This window comes from Klebsiella sp. 2680 (assembly GCF_900198535.1).
GTDB classification, from domain to species: Bacteria; Pseudomonadota; Gammaproteobacteria; order Enterobacterales; family Enterobacteriaceae; genus Klebsiella; species Klebsiella indica.
Map to the genome: position 1 here is coordinate 1 of NZ_FZNJ01000011.1, position 15,366 is coordinate 15,366.

The window sequence follows — 15,366 nt, forward strand, 5'->3', positions numbered from 1 at the left end:
TCGCTGCCGCAGCTTCGGTGCATGGTTTAGCCCCGTTACATCTTCCGCGCAGGCCGACTCGACCAGTGAGCTATTACGCTTTCTTTAAATGATGGCTGCTTCTAAGCCAACATCCTGGCTGTCTGGGCCTTCCCACATCGTTTCCCACTTAACCATGACTTTGGGACCTTAGCTGGCGGTCTGGGTTGTTTCCCTCTTCACGACGGACGTTAGCACCCGCCGTGTGTCTCCCGTGATAACATTCTCCGGTATTCGCAGTTTGCATCGGGTTGGTAAGCCGGGATGGCCCCCTAGCCGAAACAGTGCTCTACCCCCGGAGATGAATTCACGAGGCGCTACCTAAATAGCTTTCGGGGAGAACCAGCTATCTCCCGGTTTGATTGGCCTTTCACCCCCAGCCACAGGTCATCCGCTAATTTTTCAACATTAGTCGGTTCGGTCCTCCAGTTAGTGTTACCCAACCTTCAACCTGCCCATGGCTAGATCACCGGGTTTCGGGTCTATACCCTGCAACTTAACGCCCAGTTAAGACTCGGTTTCCCTGCGGCTCCCCTATGCGGTTAACCTTGCTACAGAATATAAGTCGCTGACCCATTATACAAAAGGTACGCAGTCACCCCACCCCAAAGCGCTCCACTGCCTGATTTTTGTGTTGAACGTCGCTTACGCGCCGTTAACCGTCATTCAGTGCTGTCGTTACGCTTCTTTGTACACCACACAAAGCGAAACGCTTTGGTGGTGGGGCTCCCACTGCTTGTACGTACACGGTTTCAGGTTCTTTTTCACTCCCCTCGCCGGGGTTCTTTTCGCCTTTCCCTCACGGTACTGGTTCACTATCGGTCAGTCAGGAGTATTTAGCCTTGGAGGATGGTCCCCCCATATTCAGACAGGATAACACGTGTCCCGCCCTACTCTTCGAGTTCACAGCACCTGCATTTTTGTGTACGGGACTTTCACCCTGTACCGTGCGACTTTCCAGACGCTTCCACTAACACACAAGCTGATTCAGGCTCTGGGCTCCTCCCCGTTCGCTCGCCGCTACTGGGGGAATCTCGGTTGATTTCTTTTCCTCGGGGTACTTAGATGTTTCAGTTCCCCCGGTTCGCCTCGTTAGCCTATGTATTCAGCTAACGATAGTGTGACGAGTCACACTGGGTTTCCCCATTCGGACATCGCCGGGTCAAGGGTTCATATCACCTCGCCGGCGCTTTTCGCAGATTAGCACGTCCTTCATCGCCTCTGACTGCCAGGGCATCCACCGTGTACGCTTGGTCGCTTAACCTCACAACCCGAAGATGTTTCGTGAAACACTTCGTGTTGCGAAAATTTGAGAGACTCATACACACTTTACGTGTGTCGTTTCAATTTTCAGCTTGATCCAGATTTTTAAAGAGCAAATATCTCAAACATCACCCGAAGATGAGTTTTGAGATATTACGGCAGGTGACTTTCACTCACGAACCAGCAAGTGGCGTCCCCTGGGAGGTCTGACCTCATCAGTTGAACGCTGGCGTCCCCTAGGGGATTCGAACCCCTGTTACCGCCGTGAAAGGGCGGTGTCCTGGGCCTCTAGACGAAGGGGACGTGTAAGTCTCAATCGCAAGACGCCTTGCTTCTTTCTTTTCATCAGACAATCTGTGTGAGCACTGCAAAGGCAGGTTCTTTAAGGTAAGGAGGTGATCCAACCGCAGGTTCCCCTACGGTTACCTTGTTACGACTTCACCCCAGTCATGAATCACAAAGTGGTAAGCGCCCTCCCTAAGGTTAAGCTACCTACTTCTTTTGCAACCCACTCCCATGGTGTGACGGGCGGTGTGTACAAGGCCCGGGAACGTATTCACCGTGGCATTCTGATCCACGATTACTAGCGATTCCGACTTCGTGGAGTCGAGTTGCAGACTCCAGTCCGGACTACGACATACTTTATGAGGTCCGCTTGCTCTCGCGAGGTCGCTTCTCTTTGTATATGCCATTGTAGCACGTGTGTAGCCCTGGTCGTAAGGGCCATGATGACTTGACGTCATCCCCACCTTCCTCCAGTTTATCACTGGCAGTCTCCTTTGAGTTCCCGGCCTAACCGCTGGCAACAAAGGATAAGGGTTGCGCTCGTTGCGGGACTTAACCCAACATTTCACAACACGAGCTGACGACAGCCATGCAGCACCTGTCTCACAGTTCCCGAAGGCACGTTCTCATCTCTGAAAACTTCTGTGGATGTCAAGACCAGGTAAGGTTCTTCGCGTTGCATCGAATTAAACCACATGCTCCACCGCTTGTGCGGGCCCCCGTCAATTCATTTGAGTTTTAACCTTGCGGCCGTACTCCCCAGGCGGTCGACTTAACGCGTTAGCTCCGGAAGCCACGCCTCAAGGGCACAACCTCCAAGTCGACATCGTTTACAGCGTGGACTACCAGGGTATCTAATCCTGTTTGCTCCCCACGCTTTCGCACCTGAGCGTCAGTCTTCGTCCAGGGGGCCGCCTTCGCCACCGGTATTCCTCCAGATCTCTACGCATTTCACCGCTACACCTGGAATTCTACCCCCCTCTACGAGACTCAAGCCTGCCAGTTTCGAATGCAGTTCCCGGGTTGAGCCCGGGGATTTCACATCCGACTTGACAGACCGCCTGCGTGCGCTTTACGCCCAGTAATTCCGATTAACGCTTGCACCCTCCGTATTACCGCGGCTGCTGGCACGGAGTTAGCCGGTGCTTCTTCTGCGGGTAACGTCAATCAGTAAGGTTATTAACCTCACCGCCTTCCTCCCCGCTGAAAGTACTTTACAACCCGAAGGCCTTCTTCATACACGCGGCATGGCTGCATCAGGCTTGCGCCCATTGTGCAATATTCCCCACTGCTGCCTCCCGTAGGAGTCTGGACCGTGTCTCAGTTCCAGTGTGGCTGGTCATCCTCTCAGACCAGCTAGGGATCGTCGCCTTGGTGAGCCGTTACCTCACCAACAAGCTAATCCCATCTGGGCACATCCGATGGCAAGAGGCCCTAAGGTCCCCCTCTTTGGTCTTGCGACGTTATGCGGTATTAGCTACCGTTTCCAGTAGTTATCCCCCTCCATCGGGCAGTTTCCCAGACATTACTCACCCGTCCGCCACTCGTCACCCGAGAGCAAGCTCTCTGTGCTACCGTTCGACTTGCATGTGTTAGGCCTGCCGCCAGCGTTCAATCTGAGCCATGATCAAACTCTTCAATTTAAGTTTGATGCTCGTGAATTAAACTTCGTAATGAATTACGTGTTCACTCAGAGACTTGATATTCATTTATTGTCCGAAGACATTAAGAATCCATGTCACTTTGAGTGCCCACACAGATTGTCTGATAAATTGTTAAAGAGCAGTTGCGACGCGCTTTAGCGCTCTGTCGCGAGGTGGCGTATATTACGCTTTCCTCTTTCAGAGTCAACCCTGAATTTCAGGATTTTTCTCTTTAATCAACCGGCTGTTTGTGTGAAGTGATTCACATCCGCCGTGTCGATGGAGGCGCATTATAGGGAGTTCTCCGCAGGCCGCAATAGAAAAATGACAGAAAAATGACTGACTGCTGCATTCCCCAGCAAAACCCCGCCTTATACCCTTTTACACACAGAGTTATCCACAATCCTGGCGATCATTTCCTGAATCTCTCCTTAATAAAGACGCGCTCAATACAGGAATAAAAGGGTATCGAATGGAAAAAGAAAAATTCGCGAGCGTTGCGCAAACGTTTTCGTTACAATGCCACCGCAAAACAAGGATGCCCCGTAAGGGGCGTTAGCTGAGTTTTTCATGAAGAATTCAGCTAACGCTCTCTCTGTAATAGTCAAATCCAGGGGATTTACCATGCAACAACGTCGTCCAGTCCGCCGCGCTCTGCTCAGTGTTTCTGACAAGGCCGGTATCGTCGAATTCGCCCAGGCACTTTCCGCACGCGGTGTGGAGCTGCTGTCTACAGGGGGCACTGCCCGTCTGTTAGCAGATAAAGGTCTGCCGGTGACCGAAGTTTCCGATTACACCGGTTTCCCGGAAATGATGGATGGACGCGTGAAGACCCTGCATCCGAAAGTACACGGCGGGATTCTCGGTCGCCGTGGTCAGGATGATGGCATTATGCAACAACACGGTATCGCGCCAATCGATATGGTTGTTGTTAACCTTTATCCGTTCGCCCAGACCGTCGCTCGTGAAGGTTGCTCGCTGGAAGATGCCGTAGAGAACATTGATATCGGTGGCCCGACCATGGTGCGCTCCGCTGCCAAGAACCATAAAGATGTCGCTATCGTTGTAAAGAGCAGCGACTACGACGCCATTATTAAAGAGATGGATAGCAACGACGGTTCACTGACCCTTGATACCCGTTTCGATCTCGCCATTAAAGCCTTCGAACACACTGCCGCCTACGACAGCATGATTGCCAACTACTTCGGCAGCATGGTTCCGGCATATCACGGTGAAAGCAAAGAGGCCGCTGGCCGCTTCCCGCGTACCCTGAATCTGAACTTCATTAAGAAGCAGGATATGCGCTACGGCGAAAACAGCCACCAGCAGGCAGCCTTCTATATAGAAGAGAATGTGCAAGAAGCATCTGTTGCGACCGCGCAGCAGGTACAGGGCAAAGCGCTCTCCTACAACAACATCGCCGATACCGACGCGGCGCTGGAGTGTGTGAAAGAGTTCAGCGAGCCCGCCTGCGTCATCGTGAAGCACGCTAACCCGTGTGGCGTGGCGGTAAGCACTTCTATTCTCGACGCCTACGATCGCGCATACAAGACTGACCCGACCTCCGCATTCGGCGGCATCATCGCGTTTAACCGCGAACTGGATGCCGAAACGGCACAGGCCATCATCTCCCGTCAGTTTGTCGAAGTGATCATTGCGCCTTCCGCATCTGAAGACGCCCTGAAGATTACCGCCGCCAAACAGAACGTGCGCGTCCTGACCTGCGGCCAGTGGGCACAGCGTGTGCCGGGCCTGGACTTCAAACGTGTCAACGGCGGTCTGCTGGTTCAGGATCGTGACCTGGGTATGGTGACCGAAGGCGAACTGCGCGTAGTGTCCAAACGTCAGCCGACCGAACAAGAGCTGCGTGACGCGCTGTTCTGCTGGAAAGTAGCGAAGTTTGTGAAATCCAACGCGATTGTGTACGCGAAAGAGAATATGACTATCGGTATTGGCGCGGGCCAGATGAGCCGCGTTTATTCCGCGAAGATCGCCGGTATTAAAGCGGGCGATGAAGGACTGGAAGTAAAAGGTTCCGCAATGGCCTCTGACGCGTTCTTCCCGTTCCGCGACGGTATTGATGCTGCGGCCGCTGTTGGCGTGAGCTGCGTGATCCAGCCCGGTGGCTCCATCCGTGATGATGAAGTCATTGCCGCCGCTGACGAACACGGCATCGCGATGATCTTCACCAACATGCGTCACTTCCGCCATTAATTCACGGAGCAGACAATGAAAGTATTAGTAATCGGCAACGGCGGGCGCGAACACGCCCTGGCGTGGAAAGCGGCGCAGTCGCCGCTGGTTGATACCGTTTTTGTCGCCCCAGGTAACGCGGGGACCGCGCTGGAACCGACGCTGAAGAACGTGGCTATTGGCGTCACGGATATTCCCGCGCTGCTGAACTTTGCTCAGAGCGAAAAAATTGACCTGACCATCGTCGGCCCGGAAGCGCCGCTGGTGATTGGCGTAGTGGATGCGTTCCGTGCCGCAGGGCTGAAAATCTTCGGCCCAACCGAAGGCGCGGCACAGCTGGAAGGCTCCAAAGCCTTCACCAAGGATTTTCTCGCCCGTCATAAAATTCCGACGGCGGAGTATCAGAACTTTACGGAAATTGAGCCCGCACTGGCCTACCTGCGCGAGAAAGGCGCGCCGATCGTCATTAAAGCCGACGGACTGGCCGCCGGAAAAGGCGTGATTGTCGCCATGACGCTGAACGAGGCCGAAGCCGCCGTTCATGACATGCTGGCGGGTAACGCGTTTGGCGACGCGGGACACCGTATCGTGATCGAAGAGTTCCTCGACGGTGAAGAAGCGAGCTTCATCGTGATGGTCGATGGCGAACATGTGTTGCCAATGGCCACCAGCCAGGATCACAAACGCGTCGGCGATGGCGATACCGGGCTGAATACCGGCGGTATGGGCGCCTACTCTCCGGCGCCGGTGGTGACCGACGAGGTTCATCAGCGCACGATGGAGCGTATCATTTGGCCAACCGTCAAAGGCATGGCGGCGGAAGGCAATACCTATACCGGCTTCCTGTACGCCGGGCTGATGATCGATAAACAGGGCAACCCGAAAGTTATCGAATTCAACTGCCGCTTTGGCGATCCGGAAACCCAGCCAATCATGCTGCGTATGAAATCCGATCTGGTTGAACTTTGTCTGGCCGCCTGCGACGGTAAGCTGGACGAGAAAACGTCCGAGTGGGACGAGCGCGCATCGCTCGGCGTGGTGATGGCGGCTGGCGGTTATCCGGGTGACTACCGCACAGGCGATGTGATCCACGGTCTGCCGCTGGCAGAGGTGGCGGACGGTAAGGTATTCCACGCCGGAACCAAACTGGCGGAAGATGACCGGGTCGTTACAAGCGGCGGTCGCGTACTGTGCGCCACTGCGCTAGGCCATACCGTTGCCGAAGCACAGCAGCGTGCCTACGCGCTGATGGCAGATATCCACTGGGATAACTGCTTTAGCCGCAAAGACATCGGCTGGCGCGCCATTGAGCGTGAGCAGAACTAGCGGCTGAGTTTTGCCAGCAGCGTTTTGCGCGTAATGCCCAACTGGCGGGCGGCTTCAGTTTTGTTGCCGCCCGTTTTTTCCAGTGCAGCCAGAATCACCTCTTTCTCCACGTCCACCAGCGGCTGAATAACTTCCTCAGATAGCGACGATGCTGGGATCGACGCACCAGTAATCGCCAACGGTAGCTCGCGTTCAGAAATATACTCCCCGGTAAGCAGAACCACCGCCCGCTCCACTGCGTTTTCCAGCTCGCGAATATTTCCCGGCCAGTCGTGGTGAATGAGCAGATCCATCGCCTGCGGCGTAAACCCCTGCACCGTCTTGCGGTTTCGTTCAGCGTAACGTTGCCTGAAATAGTGCGCCAGTTGCGGAATATCTTCACGCCGCTGGCGCAGAGGCGGCACATCGATGGTCACGACATTCAGACGGTAGTAGAGATCCTGGCGAAAACGCCCCGCGTTCACCTCCTGAGCCAAATCGCGATGGGTAGCGGCAATCAGCCGCACATCGACAGAAAGTGTCTGGTTACTGCCAACACGCTGCACTTCGCGCTCCTGAATCGCCCGAAGCAGGCGCACCTGCATCAGCGGCGAGATATCGCCAATCTCATCAAGAAACAGCGTACCGCCGTCAGCCTCCACAAAGCGCCCTTCGCGCCGTTTATCGGCGCCGGTAAAGGCGCCCTTTTCGTGGCCAAACAGCTCTGACTCCAGCACAGACTCGTTAAGTGCCGCGCAGTTGAGCGTCACCAGCGGTTTGTGGCTGCGCCCGCTGGCGGCATGCAACGCCCGCGCCACCAGTTCTTTCCCGGTGCCCGATTCCCCCTGAATCAGCACGGTGGCATCCGACGGCGCAACCAGCACGATATTATTCAACACCGTCCGCATCGCCGGACTGTCGCCCACCATGCCAAACTGCGTCGCCGGAGCGGGAGAAGACGCGTTTTCTGGCTGGCGCGTGTGCGCCAGCGCCTGCACCAGCGTTTGTTGCAGACTGTCAAAATCCAGCGGCTTGATGAGATAGTCCAGTGCGCCGGATTTCAGCGCCCCCACTGCGGTACCAACGCTGGAATACGCGGTCATGATCAACACCGGAATCGACGGATTCCAGGCTTTGATCTCTCTCAGGGTTTCGATGCCGTCCATCTCCGCCATACGGATATCGCAAAGCACCAAATCAAATACCCGCTGGCGTACCTGCTCCAGCGCCTGTACGCCATTATGGGCCAGCACAACCCGGTATCCCCAGCCCCGTAACAGCGCCTGTAAGATAGTGCAATGGCTGATATCATCATCCACCACCAGAATATCGACCTGCTTGCCACTCATCCTTGCTCATCCTTCTGTTGCCCGTTAACCGGCAGATAGAGAATAAATACCGCGCCCTTACCAGGGCTACTCTCGACGTGAATCGTTCCGCCGTGCTGCTCAACAATGTTTTGCACTACCGCCAGGCCAAGCCCGGTGCCATCAGCTTTAGTGGTGAAATACGGGGTAAAGATGGCCTGTAGCTGCTCCGCCGTCATCCCCTTGCCGCTATCCGCGACGCTGATTTTCACTCGTCCGTCGCCGCATTCACTCGCCGTCACCGTCATTACGCCATCGCGCCCCATGGCCTGAAGCGCATTGAGATACAGGTTCAGCAGAACCTGATTCAAACGATCCGGATCGGCCTGGATACGGCATAGGGCAGGCTGCGCCGCGAACTGGAGCTTTATCGCCCGGCTGGCGGCATCCTGGCTAACCAGTTGTAACGAATGGGCGATCACCTCATTAAGATCTACCGACTGCCATTTTAAATGGGCGGGACGCACCAGCTCCAGCAGCTCGCTGACGACCCGGTTCAGGCGATCGGCCTCTTTCGCCATCACCTGAGCTAACTGGTACGCTTCGCCGTCAGGCGTAGTACGTTCAGCAAAATACTTTGCCAGCCCTTTGATGGATGACAGTGGATTGCGAATTTCATGTGCGACGCCCGCCGCCAGATGCCCGATCGCCACCAGTTTCTCCTTACGTGCCGTCGCGTCCTGCAGTTGCTTACGCGAACGCTGATAGCGACGAAACCAGAACTGCGCCAGTACCGTTGCCGCCATCACCACGCCTGCCGCGCAGAGCATTATGATCATATTACGCAGGCCGCGAGCCTCAGCGGTATCCAGTTCACGCGCATCAAAGGCAATAAAAATAACCTGAGGCGTTTTAATCGCCTGATCGGCAGATTCGCGTTGCATCATCATGCGCATATGATGCCCGCCATCATCGTTAAGCGGGCGAAACTGACGATAAATTTCCACCGCGGGTTCCGGCTGTTGAAGCCTCCGCCAGCGCGGCTCATTACTAATATGCAACTCACGCATCACGCTCGCGGAATACAGCGATTCACCTACCCTTAGCGGATCGCTATGGGCGATAATTTTGCCGTTCTCATCCGTCAACGCGAACCAGAGAACGCCGGGCTGCCAGGCCATCTCCTCCAGTAGCGTCTGGAGCTGGGTATCATGCATACGCATTCCCATGCCAACACGGGTGCCGGACTCCAGAGCGTGAATCAGTACGCTGCCCTTTTCCTGAATGGTCTGCAACGCGGTTTCATTCTCACGTCCATAATCACGCACGATTAGCACGGAAAACAGGCTCACCAGCAAAAAAATAAGGCCCGTCAATAACCAGCTTAGCCCAACGGCGACGGAATCCTTTGATAACCGCATCACGATCATTGCCACTCCTTCTCCTCAGATACCGATTATCCCAGCAGAAATCATGCCATCTTCCCGGCGGGGCAAACCTGCTTTCAGGCATAAACCGGCAAGACAGCCGAGTAAAAATGACGCATGGCAAAAGGCGTTGCGGGTCATTTTTACTCGTTAATCATCTGCGGATGCTCGGAAAGGTCTTATATCCCGTGGATTTCTCGGTTCGGCACGGAAGATGCAAATACGGAATTAACCATAAAACAAGAGGGGAATAAACCATGAAACGGAACCAAAAACTGACTCTGACGCTCATCGCTCTCGCTGCCCTGACTTTTGGCAGCGGTACCGCCTGGGCACACTGGAATGACGGTTACGGTATGGGTCCGCAGGCCTACGGTATGGGCCCACAGGGATACGGTATGGGCCCACAGGACTACAGTCAGTTAACTAACGAACAGCAGGCTACTGTGCAGAAACTTTATAACGATTTTTATACGCAAACCGGCGCGCTACGGCAGCAGCTCCTCTCAAAACGTTACGAATACAACGCGTTATTAACCTCGGATAAACCGGACAGCGCAAAAATTGAATCCGTCTCCCAGGAGATGGAGACGCTTGGTCAGCAGCTCGCCCAGCAACGGGCTAAATTTGATGTCGCCCTGGCGCAGGCAGGTATTTCTCGTGGGGAAGGTATGGCGAGTAGTGGTGGCTGCTACGGCGGTTTTCACGGTCACAGAGGAATGTACAACTGGTAAAATTCAGAAGTGTTTCTCCGTCGGCTGCCAGGTGCAGAAGTCTTCGTTTGCCACCAGCAACAGCTGAGATCCTTCCGGTGCTTCCAGCCATGCCACGTTGACCGGCACGGATGAGTGATTCTGGCGGCGTTCAATATGGGCTAACGCCCACCTATCAAGGTCAGGCTTCACGGTCTGACCTTCACAGGTCGTTACCGTATGGTTGGCATGCCAGCGCCCCTGGCGCAATATCACGCGTCCCTGACGCAGCGCATCGCTGGTCTGGCGTATTTGTTCCGCACGATAGCGGTATAGCGCGATCTGTTCGCTGGAAAGCTGCTGCTTTTGCCCGTCGACTTCACGTTGCATAAAGCTGAGTTCACCCTGCGCATCAAAACGGACACGAATATGTTCCGGAGGTTTACCATAGACGTTGAGTTCAATCAGCGCGAGCCGACCATCCTGCCAACGGTACTCGCTGGTTGAGGTATTGCCATGACGCCACGGACTGAAAGCGGCAAGAAGATGAACCTCGCCATCAGAATCTTTGCGCCAGATACGCATCGCCCCCTGATCATCCGCATAGCCGCTTGCAGTAAACGGCGGGAGAGAAGTGTCGTGGCTGCAGGCAGTGAGCAGCAATATCCCCACCAGCGCCGACACACGACGCCAGGCAGACAAAAGGGGCTGACAAGCCCCTTCGATAAAACTGTACACTGCCACGCGGTCTTACTTAACTGCGTCTTTCAGTGCTTTGCCTGAAACAAACGCCGGTACGTTAGCTGCGGCGATTTTGATTTCATTACCGGTCTGCGGGTTGCGGCCAGTGCGCTCAGCGCGGTGGTTCACTTTGAAGGTACCGAAACCAACCAGTTGAACAGCATCACCTTCTTTCAGAGACTCAGTAATTGCAGCCAGGGTAGATTCCAGGGCAGCTTTTGCCTGTGCTTTGGACAGGTCAGCTTTGTCCGCAATTACATCAATCAGTTGAGTCTTGTTCATAAGTTATCCTTACAATGTGTTTATCGCTTGCTAAGCATCGAGTGCGACGGAAATGCCTGAAAAGCACTCTCCTGCATACACGCACCGATAGCCACGTTTTTTCGCCCCCCAAATGTAGACCAGACGGGGGGCGGAATGGAAGCCTTCAGACGCTACAATTCAGGCGTTAAATCACGTTTTCTGGTCTCATTGCTGAAAATTTATACCAATATTGCTTTCACCGGCCTCGCGGAGGTCTGCACGAAGCCCTTTGATGAGTTCAACATCGCGTTCTTCACAGTCGGCCAAAAGCCGGAAAATCTCCCATTGAATGTCCCATTCTTGTTCCACCGCCGGATTTTCTTTGAGCTCTTCATCGCTCATTTCACGACCCGCCTGGGTCATTTCCAGCATTGCAACCGTGGTAATCGATGTCTTACTGACCTCAACGGCATGTTCGAGGGTTTCCCCACTCAGCCGCGAATGAAGCAGCTCGCTCAATGCAACGCAGGCATCAATCGCCGGGTAAACGCCGTACAGGTCAAAATCGTCAGCAGCCGGAATTGCCTCTTCCAGCTTTTCCAGCTGGCTGTCAAAATTGACCTTTGCATCTTTCACCGTCAGCATTTCCCAGATCAGATCGAGGATTCGGCGATACAATTGACCATCAGCGAACGCTGTTTGCTGGCAGAACATGGCGTAGTTGGGGTACATCCGCTCGCACAGGCAGGCCATAAAGGTGACGTGCTGCCAGCTTTCCAGCTTCTCCAGACGCAAGTGAATCGGGTTTTGTAACATGATGAATTCTCGAAGTCAGAAATGAGCCGCAGTGTACCTGAATTAGTCGTGATTTGCTTGCCAGCGCATAAACGCCGGACGCTCTGATGCCACCGCATCCGCCCAGCGCGTCGGTTCCGGCAGACGGTAGCCTTGCATACAGCGCTGCACCCACGCCAACGCGCTGTCGGTACTCACGCGATGCCCGGTGGCGATAAACAGCGGGTTACAGCGCGCTTTGCTGCGCCAGACCCAGGCTAACTGCTCGCCTTTGTCCATCAGCGGGGCCAGCGCGCCAAGTTCGGCGGAAAGCGGCTCAAACTTGCCGCACAGCCGTTTTTTCGCTACGCCGATGGTGGGTACATCCATCATCAATCCAAAGTGGCTTGCCACCCCCAGACGACGCGGGTGAGAGATACCGTGCCCATCGACAAAGACTAAATCCGGTTTTTGTGACAGCTGTTGCCACGCCGCCAACAGCGCAGGATACTCGCGAAAGGAGAGGAAGCCGGGGATATACGGCATGGTAGTGGCGATACGCGCCACTTTGTATTCCACCAGCTCAAGCGCTGGATACGTCAACAGCACCATCGCCGCTCGCGTCACTTCCCCGCCCTGCTCGAACCCAACATCCGCCCCGGCGATCAGATCCGGCGGATCGTTATCAAGGCGATCCTCGCGGATCACCGACGAGGCGAGTTCAATTTGTTGAGCGCGTAGCGACGCGAGATCCATAATGACTCCTTAGCGGTGGTACTGTTCGGACAAGCGGTGTACCGCATCAACAAATGCGCCCGCGTGCTCCGGCGGCACATCCTGGTGGATGCCGTGTCCAAGATTAAAGACGTGACCTTCACCCTGGCCGAATCCGGCGAGAATCGTCGCCACTTCCTCTTCAATGCGCGCCGGTGGCGCATAGAGCATGGACGGGTCCATATTGCCCTGTAGCGCCACTTTATGGCCCACGCGACGGCGCGCGTCGGCAATATCGGTTGTCCAGTCGAGACCTAACGCATCACACCCGGTTTCCGCCATCGCCTCCAGCCACTGGCCGCCACCTTTGGTGAATAACGTGACCGGTACACGGCGGCCGTCGTTTTCCCGCAGCAGACCATCAACGATTTTATGCATGTAATACAGCGAGAACTGCTGGTAATCGCGCCCCGTCAGCACGCCGCCCCAGGTGTCGAAAATCATGACCGACTGCGCGCCCGCTTTAATCTGCGCGTTGAGATACAGAGTGACGCTTTTCGCCAGCTTATCGAGCAGCGCATGCAGCGCCTGCGGATCGGCATACATCATTTTTTTGATGACGGTAAAGGCTTTGCTGCTGCCGCCTTCCACCATGTAAGTCGCCAGCGTCCACGGGCTGCCGGAAAAACCGATCAGCGGAACGTCACCTTTCAACTCGCGGCGAATCGTACGCACCGCGTTCATCACGTAGCCCAGTTCGTCTTCCGGGTCAGGAATCGGTAGCTTATCGACATCCGCTTTACAGGCGACTGGCGAAGTAAAGCGCGGGCCTTCCCCGGCCTCAAAATAGAGTCCCAGCCCCATCGCATCCGGGATGGTCAGAATGTCCGAGAAGAGGATCGCCGCATCAAGCGGGTAGCGCCGCAGCGGTTGCAGCGTGACTTCGCACGCCAGCTCAGCGTTTTTGCACAGCGACATAAAATCGCCTGCTTGTGCGCGGGTGGCTTTGTACTCTGGCAGATAGCGGCCTGCCTGGCGCATCATCCATACCGGGGTAACATCAACGGGCTGGCGCAGCAGCGCACGCAGATAACGATCGTTCTTCAGTTCGGTCATTTTGCAGTTCCTTCATTGCGTCAGAGTGCCAGTGTACCATCACTCATACTCAGCCCGACACATTGCCACAGTATCTTCGATCAAACGACGCGCCACCGTGCCCGGCGGCGGCAATAACGGAAGATCGTCATAGCGATACCAGCCCGCCTCCAGCAGCTCTTTCGGGTCGATGACAATCTCGCCGCTGTCATACTCCGCCATAAACGCCGTCATCAGCGATTGCGGGAACGGCCAGGGCTGTGAGGTCACGTAACGCAGATTTTTCACTTTGATGCCGCTCTCTTCCATCACTTCGCGCGCGACCGCCTGCTCTAAGGTCTCCCCCACTTCCACAAACCCGGCCAGCACCGTATGAACACCGTTACGATGGCGCGTATGTTGGGCCAGTAAAATGGAATCGGCGCGCCGGATGGCGACAATAATGCAGGGAGCAATCTGCGGATAGTAACGCTCGCGGCAGTGGCTGCACAGCATCGCCCATTCGGTCTTGCTTGGGGACATGGGGTGGCCGCAGTAACCGCAGAATTTGTGCGAGCGATAAAATTCCGCCAGCTGCACGCCCCGCCCCGCCAGTTGAAACAGGCCAACGTCCTGATCGATGACCTGCCGTACCGACCCCATATCATGCCGACGATGCTGTAACACCAGCCAGACAGGCTCCCCTTCCCACTCGCCAATCAGGAGTGCGCGCTGCCCCACAAGATCGAAATTTGTCGCTTCGCCATATGGCAATTCTCCACGAGGCAACCATAATTTTTGCTCGTGACTGACGATCCACCAACCGTGATCTAATTTTTCAATAATACGATCCATAGCTCTTGCACTACCTTTGCTTCACTGGCATGTTGTTAACATTATATTTACATTTTTCAGGTGAGCAGTTTTAAATCTAAACTTGCGGAGTCAATCATGCTAAACCAGCTGGAAAGCCTGACGGAACACGTCGAAGGAAGTAATAAACTGGTTGATCGCTGGCTACATGTACGTAAGCACCTGCTCGTGGCTTACTACAATCTGGTTGGCATTAAGCCTGGCAAAGAATCGTACATGCGGCTGAATGAAAAAGCGCTGGATGATTTTTGTCAGGGCCTGGTCGACTACCTTTCCGCCGGACACTTCAGTATTTATGAACACATTATCCGTGAAATGGAAGAGGGAAACCCGCGTTCGACAGCAACGCGCCTCCATTCATTGCTGGAAGCCAATACTCAACAGATCATGGAATATTACGACTCCAGCCTGGAGAACGCGATCGATCACGATAATTATGCGGAGTTTCAGCAAGTGCTCTCCGACATCGGCGAAGCGCTGGAAGCGCGGTTTACGCTGGAAGATAAACTCATCCTGCTGGCCTTCGACAATAATCTAACGCTTAATGCCCAGGATGAAAGCGGAATTGCACGGCCTGCTTGAGTTATGAATCAGTAACGAGTAATTTACATCCATTGCCCCGTCGCCGGGGTTACATCTTGTCGGAGTGCCGTGTGTGAAAACACAGGCTGAGACCGTTAATTCGGGATCCGCGGAACCTGATCAGGCTAATACCTGCGAAGGGAACAAGAGTAAACTGCTTTATGCGTCAGCCTGTACGGGCAACGCGCATCCATTACTCCATCCGTCGTCTGACAAGCCACGTCCTTCACTT

At 54.9% G+C, this 15,366-nt stretch carries 12 protein-coding genes, 1 tRNA gene, 2 rRNA genes and 1 riboswitch; of the genes, 4 read left to right on the top strand and 11 right to left on the bottom strand.

Annotated features, from left to right (window positions below):
* The 3 genes from FN037_RS24085 to FN037_RS24095 form a co-directional block, all read right to left on the bottom strand.
* A 23S ribosomal RNA gene (locus FN037_RS24085) occupies positions 1-1,282 on the bottom strand; the annotation flags it as partial.
* A 226-nt stretch (positions 1,283-1,508) separates the two neighbouring features.
* Positions 1,509-1,584 (bottom strand) — tRNA-Glu (locus FN037_RS24090).
* An 85-nt stretch (positions 1,585-1,669) separates the two neighbouring features.
* Positions 1,670-3,209 (bottom strand): 16S ribosomal RNA (locus tag FN037_RS24095).
* A 624-nt stretch (positions 3,210-3,833) separates the two neighbouring features.
* On the opposite strand from FN037_RS24095, the gene purH reads away from it, so the two are divergent.
* The gene (purH, locus tag FN037_RS24105; protein ID WP_142503333.1) at positions 3,834-5,423 is read left to right on the top strand and encodes a bifunctional phosphoribosylaminoimidazolecarboxamide formyltransferase/IMP cyclohydrolase; all 1,590 of its coding nucleotides are present in this window, start codon (positions 3,834-3,836) and stop codon (positions 5,421-5,423) included.
* Positions 5,424-5,438: 15 nt separating this feature from the next.
* Positions 5,439-6,728 carry a phosphoribosylamine--glycine ligase gene (gene purD, locus FN037_RS24110; protein ID WP_142503334.1) on the top strand — a complete coding sequence of 430 codons (1,290 nt, stop codon included), beginning with the start codon at positions 5,439-5,441 and terminating at the stop codon, positions 6,726-6,728.
* On the opposite strand, the gene zraR is transcribed toward purD, so the two are convergent.
* Positions 6,725-8,056: a sigma-54-dependent response regulator transcription factor ZraR gene (gene zraR, locus FN037_RS24115; protein WP_138362648.1), complete on the bottom strand. Its 1,332-nt coding sequence runs from the start codon at positions 8,054-8,056 to the stop codon at positions 6,725-6,727. The genes purD and zraR overlap by 4 nt on opposite strands.
* Entirely contained in the window at positions 8,053-9,444 is a 1,392-nt protein-coding gene (gene zraS, locus FN037_RS24120) for a two-component system sensor histidine kinase ZraS (protein ID WP_142503335.1), read from the bottom strand. The genes zraR and zraS overlap by 4 nt, the downstream gene beginning before the upstream one ends.
* Positions 9,445-9,698: 254 nt before the next feature.
* Between zraS and FN037_RS24125 the strand changes: the two genes are divergently transcribed.
* Positions 9,699-10,175, top strand: coding sequence for a zinc resistance sensor/chaperone ZraP (locus FN037_RS24125; protein WP_138362646.1), 477 nt, complete (start codon positions 9,699-9,701; stop codon positions 10,173-10,175).
* A gap of 3 nt (positions 10,176-10,178) precedes the next feature.
* Here FN037_RS24125 and FN037_RS24130 read toward each other — a convergent pair whose 3' ends face one another.
* From FN037_RS24130 to nudC, 6 genes are all read right to left on the bottom strand, one after another.
* On the bottom strand, positions 10,179-10,871 hold the full coding sequence (locus FN037_RS24130) for a DUF1481 domain-containing protein (RefSeq protein WP_142503345.1): 693 nt from the start codon (positions 10,869-10,871) through the stop codon (positions 10,179-10,181).
* A gap of 12 nt (positions 10,872-10,883) precedes the next feature.
* Complete coding sequence (gene hupA / locus FN037_RS24135; RefSeq protein WP_004097675.1) at positions 10,884-11,156, bottom strand: nucleoid-associated protein HU-alpha; 273 nt, start codon at positions 11,154-11,156, stop codon at positions 10,884-10,886.
* A gap of 186 nt (positions 11,157-11,342) precedes the next feature.
* Positions 11,343-11,933, bottom strand: coding sequence for a YjaG family protein (locus FN037_RS24140; RefSeq protein WP_142503336.1), 591 nt, complete (start codon positions 11,931-11,933; stop codon positions 11,343-11,345).
* Positions 11,934-11,975: 42 nt separating this feature from the next.
* On the bottom strand, positions 11,976-12,647 hold the full coding sequence (gene nfi / locus FN037_RS24145; RefSeq protein ID WP_142503337.1) for a deoxyribonuclease V: 672 nt from the start codon (positions 12,645-12,647) through the stop codon (positions 11,976-11,978).
* A 9-nt stretch (positions 12,648-12,656) separates the two neighbouring features.
* On the bottom strand, positions 12,657-13,721 hold the full coding sequence (hemE, locus tag FN037_RS24150) for a uroporphyrinogen decarboxylase (protein ID WP_012133798.1): 1,065 nt from the start codon (positions 13,719-13,721) through the stop codon (positions 12,657-12,659).
* Between the two features lie 39 nt (positions 13,722-13,760).
* The gene (gene nudC, locus FN037_RS24155; RefSeq protein ID WP_142503338.1) at positions 13,761-14,534 is read right to left on the bottom strand and encodes an NAD(+) diphosphatase; all 774 of its coding nucleotides are present in this window, start codon (positions 14,532-14,534) and stop codon (positions 13,761-13,763) included.
* Between the two features lie 96 nt (positions 14,535-14,630).
* On the opposite strand from nudC, the gene FN037_RS24160 reads away from it, so the two are divergent.
* Entirely contained in the window at positions 14,631-15,134 is a 504-nt protein-coding gene (locus FN037_RS24160; protein WP_012133800.1) for an Rsd/AlgQ family anti-sigma factor, read from the top strand.
* Positions 15,135-15,184: 50 nt separating this feature from the next.
* A riboswitch (TPP riboswitch) is annotated at positions 15,185-15,294 on the top strand.
* Positions 15,295-15,366 lie beyond the last annotated feature (72 nt).